The 15,382-nt window shown below is 71.0% G+C and carries 13 protein-coding genes and 1 pseudogene; 12 read left to right on the forward strand and 2 right to left on the reverse strand.

Annotation, left to right across the window (positions count from 1 at the left end):
* Positions 1-8: 8 nt before the first annotated feature.
* The 9 genes and pseudogenes from ACNTMW_RS18600 (at position 9) to ACNTMW_RS18640 (ending at position 10,050) form a co-directional block, all read left to right on the forward strand.
* Positions 9-632 (forward strand): TetR/AcrR family transcriptional regulator, encoded by a 624-nt coding sequence (locus ACNTMW_RS18600; protein WP_426634926.1) that lies wholly within the window; start codon positions 9-11, stop codon positions 630-632.
* Between the two features lie 191 nt (positions 633-823).
* Positions 824-1,357: pseudogene (gene ruvC, locus ACNTMW_RS18605) on the forward strand (crossover junction endodeoxyribonuclease RuvC); the annotation flags it as partial.
* An 83-nt stretch (positions 1,358-1,440) separates the two neighbouring features.
* Entirely contained in the window at positions 1,441-2,040 is a 600-nt protein-coding gene (gene ruvA / locus ACNTMW_RS18610) for a Holliday junction branch migration protein RuvA (RefSeq protein WP_426634927.1), read from the forward strand.
* On the forward strand, positions 2,037-3,071 hold the full coding sequence (gene ruvB, locus ACNTMW_RS18615; RefSeq protein WP_426634928.1) for a Holliday junction branch migration DNA helicase RuvB: 1,035 nt from the start codon (positions 2,037-2,039) through the stop codon (positions 3,069-3,071). The genes ruvA and ruvB overlap by 4 nt, the downstream gene beginning before the upstream one ends.
* Before the next feature lie 233 nt (positions 3,072-3,304).
* Positions 3,305-3,649 (forward strand): preprotein translocase subunit YajC, encoded by a 345-nt coding sequence (gene yajC / locus ACNTMW_RS18620; RefSeq protein WP_426634929.1) that lies wholly within the window; start codon positions 3,305-3,307, stop codon positions 3,647-3,649.
* Positions 3,650-3,700: 51 nt separating this feature from the next.
* Complete coding sequence (gene secD, locus ACNTMW_RS18625) at positions 3,701-5,527, forward strand: protein translocase subunit SecD (RefSeq protein ID WP_426634930.1); 1,827 nt, start codon at positions 3,701-3,703, stop codon at positions 5,525-5,527.
* Positions 5,528-5,529: 2 nt separating this feature from the next.
* Entirely contained in the window at positions 5,530-6,696 is a 1,167-nt protein-coding gene (gene secF / locus ACNTMW_RS18630; protein WP_426634931.1) for a protein translocase subunit SecF, read from the forward strand.
* Between the two features lie 102 nt (positions 6,697-6,798).
* The gene (locus ACNTMW_RS18635; protein WP_426634932.1) at positions 6,799-7,344 is read left to right on the forward strand and encodes an adenine phosphoribosyltransferase; all 546 of its coding nucleotides are present in this window, start codon (positions 6,799-6,801) and stop codon (positions 7,342-7,344) included.
* A gap of 153 nt (positions 7,345-7,497) precedes the next feature.
* Complete coding sequence (locus tag ACNTMW_RS18640; protein WP_426634933.1) at positions 7,498-10,050, forward strand: RelA/SpoT family protein; 2,553 nt, start codon at positions 7,498-7,500, stop codon at positions 10,048-10,050.
* 120 nt (positions 10,051-10,170) lie between these two features.
* On the opposite strand, the gene ACNTMW_RS18645 is transcribed toward ACNTMW_RS18640, so the two are convergent.
* Both ACNTMW_RS18645 and ACNTMW_RS18650 read right to left on the reverse strand, forming a co-directional pair.
* Complete coding sequence (locus tag ACNTMW_RS18645; RefSeq protein ID WP_426634934.1) at positions 10,171-11,022, reverse strand: peptidylprolyl isomerase; 852 nt, start codon at positions 11,020-11,022, stop codon at positions 10,171-10,173.
* A 55-nt stretch (positions 11,023-11,077) separates the two neighbouring features.
* Positions 11,078-11,947 (reverse strand): peptidylprolyl isomerase, encoded by an 870-nt coding sequence (locus tag ACNTMW_RS18650; protein WP_426634935.1) that lies wholly within the window; start codon positions 11,945-11,947, stop codon positions 11,078-11,080.
* A gap of 289 nt (positions 11,948-12,236) precedes the next feature.
* Between ACNTMW_RS18650 and ACNTMW_RS18655 the strand changes: the two genes are divergently transcribed.
* From ACNTMW_RS18655 to ACNTMW_RS18665, 3 genes are all read left to right on the forward strand, one after another.
* Complete coding sequence (locus ACNTMW_RS18655; RefSeq protein WP_426634936.1) at positions 12,237-12,926, forward strand: MBL fold metallo-hydrolase; 690 nt, start codon at positions 12,237-12,239, stop codon at positions 12,924-12,926.
* 8 nt (positions 12,927-12,934) lie between these two features.
* Positions 12,935-14,296, forward strand: a complete 1,362-nt coding sequence (gene hisS / locus ACNTMW_RS18660) for a histidine--tRNA ligase (RefSeq protein ID WP_426634937.1) — start codon at positions 12,935-12,937, stop codon at positions 14,294-14,296.
* Positions 14,297-14,580: 284 nt separating this feature from the next.
* Positions 14,581-15,339 (forward strand): ATP-binding protein, encoded by a 759-nt coding sequence (locus ACNTMW_RS18665; RefSeq protein WP_426634938.1) that lies wholly within the window; start codon positions 14,581-14,583, stop codon positions 15,337-15,339.
* Positions 15,340-15,382 lie beyond the last annotated feature (43 nt).

The following is a 15,382-nucleotide window of genomic DNA, read 5'->3' on the forward strand; positions in this document are numbered from 1 at the left end:
TGGCGGGCATGAGCACCGCAGGCACGGCGCCGGCCGACTCCGACCGCAGGGCCCCCGGTCGGCCGCGCAGTGCCCGCGCCGACGAAGCGATCATCGCTGCGGTCCTCGACCTGTTCGTCGAGGGTCACTCCGCCGAGGCCATCTCGGTCGAGGCGATCGCGGCCCGGGCCGGCGTCGGCAAGGCGACCATCTACCGGCGCTGGCCCAACAAGGAAGCGGTGATCGTCGAGGCGGTCGCGTCGATGAAGGGCCCGGTGCCCGCCGTCCGGGGCGAGTCGGTCCGCGACGACCTGGTCGCCCTGCTGGCCCGGGTCAGCCAGCAGAAGGATGACCGCGCCGTAAAGATCATGTCCTGCCTGCTGTCGGAGGTCCAGCGCAGCAGTACCCTGCAGGGCTGCTACCGGGAGGTCGTCGAGCCGCGCCGGCAGATGATGCGTGAGGTGCTGCGGCGCGGCATGCGGACCGGGGAGCTGCGCCCCGATCTCGACGTCGAGTTGGCGCTCAACCTGCTGGCCGGACCGGTGCTGGTGCACTCGATGATGCGCCCTGACGCCGAACCTCCCGACGAGGACCTGGCGACCCGCGTCGTCGACGCGGTGCTGCGCGGCATCGCCGGCCCGAACGCCCGCTGACCGTCCCCGGCACCCCACCCAAGATCCGCGCAATGTGTGCGACATTGCGGCCTCCGGGCGTCCCGAAGCCGCACGGTGTGCGGCATTGCACGGATCTTGAGGCGGTGGGTTCGCCCGTGTCGCACCTGGCGCGGCGGGTCCGCGCGGGTAGGGTGTCGAACAAACGTACGGCGTTGGCGCGGGAGGACTGTGTGCGCGTGCTCGGCATCGATCCGGGGCTGACCCGCTGCGGAGTCGGCGTGGTCGAGGGCGTGCCGGGGCGTGCCTGCACCCTCGTCGACTACACGGTCGTGCGCAGCGACCCCGACACCGACCTGGCCGACCGCCTGCTCAACCTCGACATGGCGCTCGCCGGGCTGGTCGCACGGCACCGCCCGGACGCTGTGGCCGTCGAGCGCGTGTTCAGCCAGCACAACGTCCGCACCGTCATGGGTACCGCCCAGGCCAGCGCCGTGGCCATCCTCGCCGGCGCGCGGGCCGGGCTGCCGGTGCAGACCTATACGCCGAGTGAGGTGAAGGCTGCCGTGAGCGGGTCCGGTACCGCGGACAAGGCGCAGGTCACCGCGATGGTGACCCGGATCCTGCGGCTCGACGCCCCACCCCGGCCGGCCGACGCCGCCGACGCCCTCGCGCTCGCGATCTGCCACGTCTGGCGCGGCGGTATCCGGGCCAAGTTGGCCGCCGCGGCGGCGGGTGGGTCAGGAAGCCGGACGGGTTCGGGTAACCGGGCGATCGGTACGGTGAACCGGACCGGGAGTCGGCCGGCGGGCGCGGCGAACCGGTCCGGGCTGGTCGAGGGAGGTCAACTGTGATCGCCAGTGTCCATGGCCGGGTGGCCGCGGTCGGTCCGGACGGCGCCGTGATCGAGGTGGGCGGCGTCGGCCTGGCGGTGTCGTGCACCCCCAACACCCTCGCGACGCTGCGGGTCGGTGCCGAGGCCCGGCTGGCCACCACGCTGGTCGTCCGGGAGGACTCGCTCACCCTGTACGGATTCGCCGACGACGACGCGCGGGAACTGTTCGAGCTGTTGCAGACGGCCAGCGGGGTCGGGCCGCGGCTGGCCCAGGCCGTTCTTGCCGTCCACTCGCCCGACACCGTGCGCCGGGCCATCGCCGGCGGCGACACGGCCACCCTCACCCGGGTGCCGGGCATCGGCAAGAAGGGCGCCGAGCGGCTGGTACTGGAGCTGCGCGACAAGGTCGGCCTGATCCCCGGCGAGGGTGCGCTGCCGGTGGCCGGCGCGGCCTGGGCCGACCAGGTACGGCAGGCGCTCGTCGGCCTGGGCTGGACGGCCGGGCAGGCCGACCAGGCGGTCGCGGCCCTGGCCGACAGCCTCGACGGCCAGCAGATCCCGCCCGTTCCTGAGCTGCTCAAGCAGGCGATCCGGATGCTCGGGCGGACCCGGTGACCGATTCGCTCACCTCCGCGTACGCCTCGCCGGAGGAGCGGGAGGCCGAGTCGAGTGTGCGCCCCCGCAGCCTGGACGAGCTGGTCGGCCAGGACCGGGTACGCGAGCAGCTCGAGCTGCTGCTGCGCAGCGCCCTGCGCCGGGGCAGCCCGCCCGACCACATCCTGCTGTCCGGCTCGCCGGGGCTGGGCAAGACCACGATGGCGATGATCGTGGCCGCCGAGCTGGGGGTGGGGCTGCGGATCACCAGCGGTCCGGCGATCGAGCGGGCCGGCGACCTCGCGGCCGTGCTGACCAGCATCGGCCCCGGCGACGTGCTGTTCATCGACGAGATCCACCGGATGGCCCGGCCGGCCGAGGAGCTGCTCTACAGCGCGATGGAGGACTTCCGGGTCGACGTGGTGGTCGGCAAGGGGCCGGGGGCGACCGCGATCCCGATCGACCTGGAGCCGTTCACGCTGGTCGGGGCGACCACCCGGGCGGGCCTGCTGACCGGGCCGATGCGCGACCGGTTCGGGTTCGTGGGGCATCTGGAGTTCTACGAGCCGGCGGAGCTGGAGCGCATCGTGCGCCGTTCGGCGCGGATCCTCGGGGTGCCGATCACCGACGACGGGGCGGCCGAGGTGGCCGGCCGGTCGCGGGGCACCCCCCGGATCGCCAACCGGCTGCTGCGCCGGGTGCGCGACTACGCGGAGGTCCGCGGCGACGGGGTGGTGACCGGGGATGCCGCGCGGGCGGCGCTGCGCGTGTACGACGTCGACGAGCGGGGGCTCGACCGGCTGGACCGGGCGGTGCTCAAGGCGCTCGTGCTGTCGTTCGGCGGCGGGCCGGTCGGTCTATCGACGCTTGCCGTGGCGGTCGGTGAACAACCGGATACCGTTGAGGAGGTGTGCGAGCCGTTCCTGCTGCGGGAAGGCCTGATCGCACGTACCCCGCGCGGCCGGGTCGCCACCGCCGGGGCCTGGCACCACCTGGGCCGCACGCCGCCGCCGGGAACGGCGGGGACTACACCGGACTTGTTCAGCGTTTAGTACTTCGTGGGCCGGGCCGTGGCCGTACCGGCGTCCGGGCCGTGGCCGGAGCCCGGTCCCTCGGGTGCCCGAGTCCGGACCCGACTTTCGGTGTGGCCGTGACCGGACCGTGATCGATGCCGGGTCCAGTGGTATGGCACACACCGACTAGACTCGCCGCGGTCCGTACTGGACGCATTACCTCGTGTCGGGCGGCTTGTCGCCCGAAATGAGCCGATTGGAAGGCAGCAACCGTGCCCCTCGCCGCGACGAACCAGGGCGGCAGCTCCCTCGGGATGTGGATCCTGTTGGCGCTGTTCATCCTGGCCGCCTACTTTTTGATCATCCGACCGCAGCAGCGCCGCCGTAAGCAGATGGAGGACCTGCAGACGTCGATCGGGCCCGGGGACGAGATCATGACCGTCGCCGGACTGTACGGCACGGTGGTTGACATCGACGACAAGACCGTGACCCTGGAGGTTGCGCCGGGGGTGACCAACCGGTACGCCCGGCAGGCGGTCGGCCAGGTGGTCAACCAGGCGAACCGGCCCACGGCAGAGGCCGAGTCCACCTCGACCGACGTCGTCGAACCCGAGTAATCGACGCCCGCCCGACCCGATGTAACCGACCGACCTAGGAGAACGACCGCCGTGGCCGCACCTTCCGGACAGCTGAAGGCGTCGCGATACTTCATCGCCCTCGCGCTGATCCTCGTGGCGCTGTACGCACTGGTGTTTTTCACCGGTAACAAGAAGGCGCACCCCAAGCTGGGCCTGGATCTGCAGGGCGGCACGAGCATGACGCTGTCGGCTCGCACGCTCGGCACCGGACAGGCGCCGGACAAGGACCGGCTGGAGCGCGCCCGGGAGATCATCGCGAGCCGGGTCGACTCGACCGGCGTCGCCGAGCCCGAGGTGCTCACCGAGGGCCCCAGCAACATCGTGGTCAACGTCGCGGGCAAGACCGACCAGACCACCCTGCGCAAGCTGGTCAACCCGGCGGAGCTGCGGTTCCGTAAGGTCACCGCGTTCACGCAGGACACCGGTGGCGCCGAGCCGACGCCCACCCCGTCGGCGTCCGCCTCCGGCTCGCCGGCGCCGTCCGCCGGGGCGAGCGCGACGCCGTCCGCCGCCAGCGCGGCGCCCAGCGCCGACGCGAGCGGCACGCCGGCCGCGGCCGGGGCCAGCGCGACGCCGAGCGCGAGCGCGTCGGCGGCTCCGATCAGCGAGTCGATGGAGAAGCGGCGAGAGGCGGTCATCGCCAAGCTCGGCCCCGCCTACCAGGCCGCGCAGACGATCCAGAGCCCCGACCAGGTCAACCCGCAGATGCTGGAGACGTTGAAGCCGTTCGGGCAGCTCTCCGCCGACGAGGTCGCGGCGCTGCCGGCCGACATCCAGTTCAACGTCCCGACGATCACCTGTAAGCAGCTCAACGGGCGCGAGCCGGGGTCGATCAGCGACCCGAAGCAGCCGGTGGTGGCCTGCGGTCAGGGCACCGGCGCGGGGACCAAGTACAAGCTGGAGCCGGCCAAGGTTCTCGGTGAGGACGTCAAGGACGCGAACTTCACCAACGACCCCTCCCAGGGGTGGGTAGTCCAGCTGTCCTTCAAGAACCAGGACAAGTGGACCAACCTGTCCAAGGAGGTCTACGGCAACGGTTCGGCCGACAAGTCCCAGCGGCAGGTCGCGATCGTCCTGGACAACCAGGTCGTCTCGGCACCCTCGATCGAGGGCGTGATGACCGGTGACGCGACCATCTACGGCCAGTTCAGCCGCGACGACGTGCAGACGCTGTCGCAGCAGCTCAAGTACGGCTCGCTGCCGCTGAGCTTCAAGATCGAGTCGTTCGACGACGTCACCCCGACGCTCGGCATCCAGCAGATGAAGATGGGCCTGCTCGCCGGCGCCATCGGCATCGCGCTGGTCATCCTGTACTGCCTGTTCTACTACCGGGCCCTGGGCCTGGTGGTGATCCTGAGCCTGCTGGTCTCCGGCGCGATCGTGTTCGCGTCGCTGGTCATGCTCGGTCGCACGCAGGGCTACACGCTCAGCCTCGCCGGCATCGCCGGGTTCATCGTCGCGATCGGTATCACCGCCGACTCGTTCGTGGTGTTCTTCGAACGGTTGAAGGACGAGGTCAAGGACGGCCGGACGGTGCGCAGCGCGGTGCCGCGTGCCTGGGTACGGGCCCGGCGCACGATCCTGTCGGCCGACACGGTGTCGTTCCTGGCCGCCGCGGTGCTGTACTTCCTGGCGCTCGGGCCGGTCAAGGGCTTCGCGTTCACGCTGGGCCTGTCGACGCTGATCGACGTCATCGTCGTCTTCCTGTTCACCCATCCGCTGGTCGCCGTGCTGTCCCGGTCGAGCACGTTCACCTCGCCCCGAGTCTCGGGTCTGGGTAACGTCCGCTCGGACAGGGCGATCACCGAAAGCCAGGCGACCAACCGGTTCGGCGCCGTGCGTACGAAGGAGTCCTGAGTATGAACACCCTTCGCCGGCTCTACCGCGGTGAGACGAACGTCGACTTCATCGGTCACCGCAAGCGGTGGTACCTCGCCTCGGCGATCCTCCTCCTGATCTGTATCGGCAGCCTGGCGTTCCGGGGCTTCAACTTCGGTATCGAGTTCGCCGGCGGCAGCCAGTTCCAGGTGCCGAGCAGGCCCGGGGTGACGCTGCAGGACGTGCGCGCTGCCGTGGAGGACCAGGGCATCACCGTCGTCTCGGCGCAGGCCGCCGGCAGCGGCGGGAACCAGAAGTACGTGGTGCGCACCCCGCAGATCAAGGAGGAGGACAAGCGGACCGCGGCGATCGACGCGGTGTCCAAGGCCGCGCACGTGACGCCGAATGACGTCAACATCAACGAGGTCAGCTCCTCGTGGGGTGGCGCGGTCACCAACAAGGCGCTGCTGGGCCTGGTCGTCTTCCTGGTCGTCGTCGGCGCGTACATCTGGATCCGGTTCGAGCAGAAGATGGCGATCGCGGCCCTCGCCGCGCTCGTGCACGACCTGTTGCTGACCGCCGGGATCTACTCGCTGGTCGGGTTCGAAGTCACGCCGGGCACGATCGTCGGTCTGCTGACCATTCTTGGTTTCTCGCTGTACGACACGGTCGTGGTGTTCGACAAGGTCGAGGAGAACGCGCGCGGCCTGCTCGGCGGCTCCCGGCACACCTACGCCGAGGTCGCCAACCAGGCGGTCAACCAGACCCTGATGCGGTCGATCAACACCTCGCTGATCGGTCTGCTACCGGTGGCCGGTCTGCTGTTCGTCGGTGCCGGCATGCTGGGCGTCGGCACGCTGAAGGACCTGGCGCTGGTGCTGTTCGTCGGTATGCTGACCGGCGCGTACTCGTCGCTGTTCCTCGCCACGCCGTGGCTGGTGGACCTGAAGCTGATCGACCAGCGGTACAAGCTGCACACCCAGCGGGTGCTGGCCAAGCGCGCCGCGGTGGCGAGGTCGGCCGAGGGTGGTGCCGAGGCCGGGGCGGGCCGGGGGCGCGGCAAGGACGCCGCGGCCGGCGACGCCGACGAGGCGGAGCGGGCCAGCGTCGAGGCCATGGCCGCGTCGTCGGCTCCCAAGGTGGGTGCCCGGCCGGCAGGTGGCCGCCAGGGCCAGTCGCGCAAGCGGCCGGGTGGCAAGCGTCGCTGACGCTCTCTGATAAGCGATGATCGTGGAGGCTTCCCTGATTCGCGGGTATTTTCGGGTACCGCGCGGGTCACGGGAAGCCTTCACGATCATGATGGAGGCAGCATGGTAGCGGGTGACAGCGGGCCGGAGCTCGCACGGCGGGTGGCTGACCTGGCCGTCGACGTCTCGGACTTTCCGCAGCCGGGGATCCTGTTCAAGGACCTGACCCCGCTCTTCGCGAGCGGCCCGGACTTCGCCGCGATCGTCGACGCGATCATCGAGTACCACGGTCGCGACTCGTTCGACGTGGTGGCCGGTATCGAGGCGCGCGGCTTCATGATCGCTTCGGCGGTCGCGTACGCGAGCGGGGTCGGCGTGGTGCCGGTCCGCAAGGCGGGCAAGCTACCGCGGAAGACGCTGAGTGAGACGTACGCTCTGGAGTACGGGCAGGCCACGCTGGAGGTGCACGCCGACGCGTTCCGTGCCGGCGAGCGTGTCCTGGTCGTCGACGATGTGCTGGCCACCGGCGGTACGGCGGAGGCGACCCTGAGCCTGGTCGAGCAGGCCGGCGGCGTGGTGACGGGATTCACGGTTCTGCTGGAACTGGCGTTCCTGCAGGGGCGTGAACGACTGAAACCGCGGTCAGTGCACGCTCTTCTGACGGTTTGACGGCCCGATTTGACCTGTCCGTTCGGTTGGTACCCCCGACGATCCGGCCGGAATAGCTTTCTGGGCAGGTAGGATTGCCTTTCCGCCGACGGCGATGAGGAGCGGCGTGTGTCAGGGGAAATCGCCCCTCCCGTGGAGGGCACAGTCAAGCCGATGAACTCTGCCCGTGATTCAACGCCCCATGGGGAGGCCAGGGACCCGTCAGCCGCCGGCCCCGGGCCGGACAGCCGGGGAGCGTCGCGGCCGTCCTCGCGCGACGGGGACCCGACCGACAGCGGGTCGGGGACCTCGGCGGTGGTCCTGCCGTTCCGGCAGGGCAACGGCAGCGGTCCGGCGTCCACGCCCTCGACCGCCCGTCCGGCGGGCACGTCCGGTCGGATCGCGGGCGGCGCGTCGCCGTCCGGCGACGGCACATCCTCGGCCGGTGGCGCCTCGTTCGGTGGTTTCGTGGGTGCGCCGACCGGCCGGCGGGTGCGCGCCCGGCTGGCGCGGTTCAACGCACCCTGGCAGAGCCAGTCGGTCAGCGAGGCACTCGAACCGCTGATCGCCAACCACCGGGCGAGCCATCCGAAGGCCGACATCCGGGTGCTGCAGCGCGCCTACGAGACCGCGGCACGCTGGCACAACGGGCAGTACCGCAAGTCCGGCGACCCGTACATCACCCACCCGCTCGCCGTGGCCGGGATCCTGGCCGAACTGGGGATGGACACGACCACGCTGGTCGCGGCGCTGTTGCACGACACGATCGAGGACACCGCGTACACCCTCGAGCAGATGCGCACCGACTTCGGCGGTGAGGTCGCCCTGCTCGTCGACGGGGTCACCAAGCTCGACAAGGTCAAGCTCGGCGACGCCGCCAAGGCCGAGACCATCCGCAAGATGGTGGTCGCGATGGCCAAGGACCCGCGGGTACTGGTGATCAAGCTCGCCGACCGGCTGCACAACATGCGTACCCTGACCTTCCTGCCCAGCGCGAAGCAGGAGCAGAAGGCCAAGGAGACCCTGGAGATCCTCGCGCCGCTGGCCCACCGGCTCGGTATGAACACGATCAAGTGGGAGCTGGAGGACCTGGCGTTCAAGACGCTGTTCCCCAAGCGCTTCGATGAGATCAACCGGCTGATCGCCGAGCACGCGCCGCAGCGGGAGGCGCTGCTGCGGCAGGTCACCCAGAAGGTCGCGGTCGACCTCAAGGCGGCGAAGATCAAGGCTGAGGTGAACGGGCGACCCAAGCACCTGTACTCGGTCTACCAGAAGATGATCGTGCGCGGACGCGAGTTCGCCGACATCTACGACCTGGTCGGCGTGCGCATCCTCGTCGACACCGTTCGCGACTGCTACGCGGCTCTCGGTGTGATCCACGCGAACTGGCAGCCCGTCCCGGGCCGGTTCAAGGACTACATCGCGATGCCGAAGTTCAACATGTACCAGTCGCTGCACACCACCGTGATCGGCCCGACCGGCAAGCCGGTCGAGATGCAGATCCGGACGTACGCGATGCACCGCACCGCCGAGTACGGCATCGCCGCGCACTGGCGGTACAAGGAGACCAAGGGCGCTACGATCGCCGGCCCGCCGGCGCACATCGACGAGATGACCTGGCTGCGCCAGCTGCTGGACTGGCAGCGCGAGGCGAGCGACCCGAGCGAGTTCCTCGACGCGCTGCGCTTCGACCTGTCCAGCCAGGAGGTGTACGTCTTCACGCCGAAGGGCGACGTGATCGCGTTGCCGACCGGCTCCACCCCGGTGGACTTCGCGTACGCGGTGCACACCGAGGTCGGCCACAAGTGCATCGGCGCGCGGGTCAACGGCAAGCTGGTGTCGCTGGAGAGCACGCTGTCCAACGGCGACGTCATCGAGATCTTCACCTCGAAGTCGCCGACGGCCGCGCCGTCGCAGGACTGGCTGGGCTTCGTCAAGAGTCCCCGGGCCCGCACCAAGATCCGGCAGTACTTCAACAAGGAGCGGCGCGAGGAGGCGATCGAGGCCGGCAAGGAGGCGATCGTCAAGGCCATGCGCAAGCAGGGCCTGCCGCTGCAGCGCCTGTTGACCTCCGACGCCCTGCTCACCATCGCCCGGGACCTGCACCTGGCGGATGTCGCGTCGCTGTACGCGGCGGTCGGCGAGAGCCAGGTCTCGGCACAGTCGGTCGTGCACAAGCTGGTCGCCGGCTACGGCGGCGAGGAGGGCGCGGTCGAGGACATCGCCGAGACGGCGCTGCCGACGCGGCCCACCCGGCACCCCAGCGCCAGCCCCGACCCCGGCGTGGTCGTCAAGGGCGCCGAGGACGTCTGGATCAAGCTGGCCCGCTGCTGCACGCCGGTACCCGGCGACAAGGTGTTCGGGTTCGTCACCCGCTCCGGCGGGGTGAGCGTGCACCGCGAGGACTGCGCGAACGCACCCGACCTGAAAGCCCAGCCGGAGCGGCTGCTGGAGGTGGCCTGGAAGCCCACGTCCGCGTCGACGTTCCTGGTCGCCATCCAGGTGGAGGCGCTCGACCGGCACAAGCTGCTCGCCGACATCACCAAGTCGCTGTCGGAGGAGAAGGTCAACATCCTCTCCGCGACGGTCACCACGACCCGGGACCGGGTCGCGGTGAGCCGGTTCAGCTTCGAGATGGCCGACCCGAAGCACCTCGGGCACCTGCTGGCGGCCGTGCGGCGGGTGGACGGCGTCTACGACGCCTACCGGGTGACCTCCGGCGCCTGAACCGCACCGGCGGACATCGAAGACCGGCAACACGGCCAGGACCGGCAACGACCACCAGGGCCGGCAACACGGCGAAGGGCGGGCCCATCGGGCCCGCCCTTCAGCTGTTCGCCAGTCGGGTTACGACTGCACCGGAGCGCTCATCGTCAGCGACTGGATCGTCACCGCGGTCTTCGGCGCACCGTCGCCCGGGTTGCTCGGGTCGGCCGGCGTCACCCCGGCATCGGCGACCTTCTGCACCACGTCGAGGCCCTTGGTGACCTTGCCGAGGACGGTGTAGTCGGCCGGGAGCTGGGTGTCCTTGTACACGATGAAGAACTGGCTGCTGCTGGTGGCGGGGGCCTGCGTCTTGGCGATCGCCACCGTGCCGGCCGGGTAGGACGGACGCTTGTCGACCGGCAGGTTCTCCTCGGCGAACTCGTACGACGGACCGCCGGTGCCGGTACCCGACGGATCCCCGCACTGCAGGACGTAGATGCCTTCGGTGGTCATCCGGTGGCAGGGGGTGTTGTCGAAGAACTTCTTGTCGGCCAGGTAGGTGAAGCTGGCCGCCGTGCACGGGGCGTGCGCGGTGTCGACCTGGACCTCGATGGTGCCGACGTTCGCGGCGACGGTCATCGTCTGGGTACCGCTGCGCGGCTCACCGGTGGCCGGCGGCGTACCCACGTCCTTGATCGTCTTCTGCAGCTCCGGGTCCGGGGCCGCGCTGGGGTCGATCTTCGGCTTCCACGCGCAGTTGGTGGAGGTCGCCGACGCCGCCGGGGCGGCGGCGTTGTTCTTGTTCTTGTCGTTGCCCGTGAGCGTCACGATCAGGACGACACTGACGGCCACCACGAGGAAGGCGGCCACGCCGGCACCGATGACGGCCTGCAGTCGGCGGCGCCGTTGGGCGGCCTCGGCGCGCAGCGTCATCTCGCGCTCCAGCTTCGCGCGCGCGGCGGCGCGCTGTTGCCGGTCCCGGTTGGATGTCACGGTCTCTCCCTGCGGTGAACGTACGGGTGGTGTGGGCGGCGGGCGGGCGGCCCGGTCAGGACGCCGACGGGGCCGGGACGGACGCCGACGGGGTCGGGGTGGCCGGCGCGGCGGCCGGGCCGTCGGCCACGGTGAGGCTCTGGATCTTCACCTCGGACTTGGGCTCGCCGTCGGTCGCGCTGCTCTTGGGGTTGACCCCGGCCGCGGCCACCTGCTGCACGAGGTCCAGGCCCTTGGTGACCTTGCCGAAGACGGTGTACTTGGCCTCCAACGACGAGCCGTCCTTGTAGACAACGAAGAACTGGCTGCCGTTGGTGTTCGGCCCGCTGTTGGCCATGGCCAGAGTGCCCGCCGGGTACAGGTTGGCGCTCGGCGTGTCGCCCGACGCCGAGGGCTGCGGGGTGGGCAGCTTCTCGTCGGGGAACTTGTAGCTCGGGCCGCCGCTGCCGGTGGCCGTCGGGTCACCGCACTGGAGGACGTAGATGCCCTCGGTGGTGAGGCGGTGGCACTTGGTGTCGTTGAAGAACTGCTTGCCGGCCAGGTGCGCGAAGCTGGCGACGGTGCAGGGCGCGCCGGCCCGGTCCAGTTCGGCCTCGATGACGCCCTGGTTGGTGGTGATCGTCATGGTGGCGGTGCCGGTCTTGGCGATGCCGGTCGTCGGCGGCTTGCCCACGTCCTTGACGTTGCTGTCGGCGGGCAGAGGCGTCCACGCGCAGTCCTCGGCGGCGCTCGTCTTCGACTTGTTGTCACGGTCGAAGCCGCCGACCGCCCAGACGATGCCGATCACGACCACCACGACCGCGAGTCCGGCGGCGATCGACGCCTGGACCTGGCGGCGCCGGCGGGCGGCCGCCGCGCGGCGCGCGATCTGGCGCTCCAGCTTGGCGCGCGCCAGTGCACGCTGCCGGTCCTTGCTTGGGGCCACCGGACGCTCCCTTCCCACTTCATCGACGACGGGTGAGGCGCATGCCACACGCCGGCAAGAGTGTACGGCGACGTGGGGCTCCGGAGTTAACCCGCCCGTCAACAGATTGATCGAGCGTGGTATTCCCGATCGACGGCAGCCGCGCGGGCTCCACTATGCGCCCGCGACGGCGGGAGCCGGCTGGGAATCGGCCGGGAAACAGCTGAGAGCGTGGTGGCGGATGCGGTTAGGCTCGCCCTTGCTGCGCCGTTAGGCTCAGACCGAAGGTACGTACGGAGGGGTCGAGAGCTTGCTGGTCGCCGGATTTCCCGCCCGGGCGTTGGGGACGAACTGCTACGTCGTCGCGCCGGCCGCGGGGGAGCAGTGTGTGGTGATCGACCCCGGGATCGGGGTCGTCGACCAGCTCGACGCCGTGCTCGCCGAGCACCGTCTGCGGCCCGCCGCGGTGCTGCTGACCCACGGGCACCTCGACCACACCTTCTCGGTCACGCCGGTGTGCGGCGCCCGCGGCGTCACCGCCTACATCCACCCGGACGACCGTGAGCTGCTCGCCGACCCGGCCAAGGGGCTGTCGGCCGACATGACCGCGCTGTTCGGTGGCCGGCTGCCCTGGACGGAGCCGGACGACGTCGCGGAGCTGCCCGACGGCGGCGAGATCACCGTCGCCGGCCTGTCCATCACGGTCGACCACGCCCCCGGCCATACCGGCGGGTCGGTGCTGTTCCGGATGCCGGGCGACGACGCGCCGCTGTGCTTCAGCGGCGACGTGCTGTTCGCGGGCTCCATCGGGCGCACCGACCTGCCGGGCGGCAGTTCCGCGGCGATGATGCGGAGCCTTCGCGAGAAGGTGCTCCCGCTCGCCGACGAGACGGTCGTGCTGCCCGGCCACGGGCCCTCCACGACCATCGGCCGTGAGCGCGCCGGCAACCCGTACCTGCGGGAGGCGAGCGACGCGGCCTTTCCGACCAGAGGCTGGTAGAGATTTCCATGACCCGTCCCCGACCGATCAGCGGCTTCCCCGAGTGGCTGCCGCCGCAGCGGATGATCGAGCAGTACGTCGTCGACCGCATCCGCGACACCTTCGAGCTGTACGGCTTCGCGCCACTGGAGACGCGCGCGGTCGAGCCGCTCGACCAGTTGCTGCGCAAGGGTGAGACCTCCAAGGAGGTGTACGTCCTGCGCCGGCTGCAGGAGACCGGCGAAGCCGGCCCCGGTGGCGCGGCGGCGGACACCGCAGATTCCGACGCGCTCGGGCTGCACTTCGACCTGACCGTCCCGTTCGCCCGGTTCGTCCTTGAGAACGCCGGCAAGCTCCAGTTCCCGTTCCGGCGCTACCAGATCCAGAAGGTCTGGCGGGGCGAGCGCCCCCAGGAGGGGCGCTACCGCGAGTTCCTGCAGGCCGACATCGACGTCGTTGACCGGGACACGCTGCCGTTCCACTACGAGGCCGAGATGCCCCTGGTGGTCGCCGACGCGCTCGGTGGCCTGCCGATCCCGCCGATCCGGATCCAGGTCAACAACCGCAAGGTCTGCGAGGGCTTCTACCGCGGCGTCGGCATCGCCGACCCGGAGGCGGCGCTGCGCGCGGTCGACAAGCTCGACAAGATCGGGCCGGACCGGGTCGCCGACCTGCTGGTGGAGACGGCCGGCGCGACGCAGGCGCAGGCCAAGGCGGCCCTGGCGCTGGCCGAGATCTCGGCCGGCGACGCGTCCTTCGCCGACGCGGTCCGCGCCCTCGGCGTGGACGACCCGCTGCTCGACGAGGGGCTGGCCGAGCTGGTCCGGGTCGTGGAGACCGCGGGTGAGCACGCGCCCGGGCTGCTGGTGGCCGACCTGAAGATCGCCCGCGGGCTGGACTACTACACCGGCACCGTCTACGAGACCCAGCTGCGCGGGTACGAGCGGTTCGGCTCCATCTGCTCCGGCGGCCGGTACGACAACCTCGCCTCGGCCGGTACCGAGCGCTACCCCGGCGTCGGCATCTCGATCGGTGTCTCCCGCATGCTCGGCCTGCTGTTCGGCGCGAACGCGCTGACGGTCAGCCGCCAGGTCCCGACAACCGTGCTGGTCGCCCTGCCGGCCGAGGACGACCGGCCGGCCTGCGAGCGGACCGCCCGGGCGCTGCGGCAGCGGGGGATCGCCACGGAGGTCGCGCCGGCCGCGGCCAAGTACGGCAAGCAGATCCGGTACGCCGAGCGTCGGGGCATCCCGTACGTCTGGTTCCCCGGTGAGCCCGACACGGTCAAGGACATCCGCTCCGGTGGGCAGGTGGAGGCCGACGCCGCGACCTGGCAGCCGCCCGCCGCGGACCTGCGCCCGGTGGTCACCGGGCCGGACGGTGGAGCCTGACACCCGGTAGCCGGCACACCGCGCCCGCCTTCTTGATTGCGGATTGGGCGCGGTGTTTGCTGGGTAGGTGCAGTCGTCCAGTCCGATGAGTCGACCGTCGCCCCCGCGATCGGCTCCCGGCCTCCCACCCGTTCCGAGCCGGGTAGGTGTGCGATGTCCCGCCGCGGTCCCGCCGTCGCCGGTGCGGTCGCCGACGCCGGGGCCGCGAGCGTGGTGACCGCCGGGCCGGGCGGTCGGTGCCGGCAAGGGTGGGAGCGTGGGGTGCCGGTGCGGCTGGACGCCTCGTGAGCCTCGTCTGGGAGATCGAGACCGACCCGCCCGTGGCGGTCGTCCGGCTGGCCGGCCGGCTCGACGTCGACACCGCGGCCGAGGTCCGGCTGGCCGTCCAGACGGCACTGGCCGACCATCCGGCCGCGGTGGTGGTGGACCTGGCCGGGATCGCCGCCGCCGATGACGTCGTCCTCACGGTCTTCAGCGCGTTGAGCCGGGCCGCGGCGGCGTGGCCGGGCTGCCCGGTGACGCTCAGTGGACCGGCCGGCGAGGTCGCGGCCGGGCTGGACCGGATGTCGGTCAGCCGGTCGGTCGCCGTACACCCGAGCCTCGACGACGCCCTGGCTGTCCTGCGGGAGGTGCCTGCGCCCCGGCGGTTCTCCCGACGGTTGCCCACGGCGCCGTCGGTCGCGGGTCCGGCCTCGCGCGCGACGGTCGTGGCGGCGTGCGAGGCGTGGGGGCTGGGCCCGGTGGTGAACAGGGCGGAGCTGGTCGTCACCGAGCTGGTCAGCAATGCGATCCTGCACGCCAAGACCGAGATGGAGCTGACCGTCGCGCTGCGCGAGCCGTTCCTGCACCTCTCGGTAGCCGACGGCAGTGCCGCGCCGCCCCGGCTGATGCCGCCCGACTCGACCGAGGCCGTCGGGGGCCGGGGCCTGATCCTGGTCGAGGCGCTGTCAACGACGTGGGGGTTCCTGCCGACGCGGGACGGCAAGGTGGTCTGGAGCATGCTGCGCCTCGATCCACCGCGGTACGGTGGACGATCGGCCTGAGGGCCGTCCGCCCGGTGACTTCCCGGCCGGGGTCGCGGCGGCG

Origin of the sequence: Planosporangium spinosum (assembly GCF_049999945.1) — a bacterium.
In the GTDB taxonomy this organism is placed as follows: domain Bacteria; phylum Actinomycetota; class Actinomycetes; order Mycobacteriales; family Micromonosporaceae; genus Planosporangium; species Planosporangium spinosum.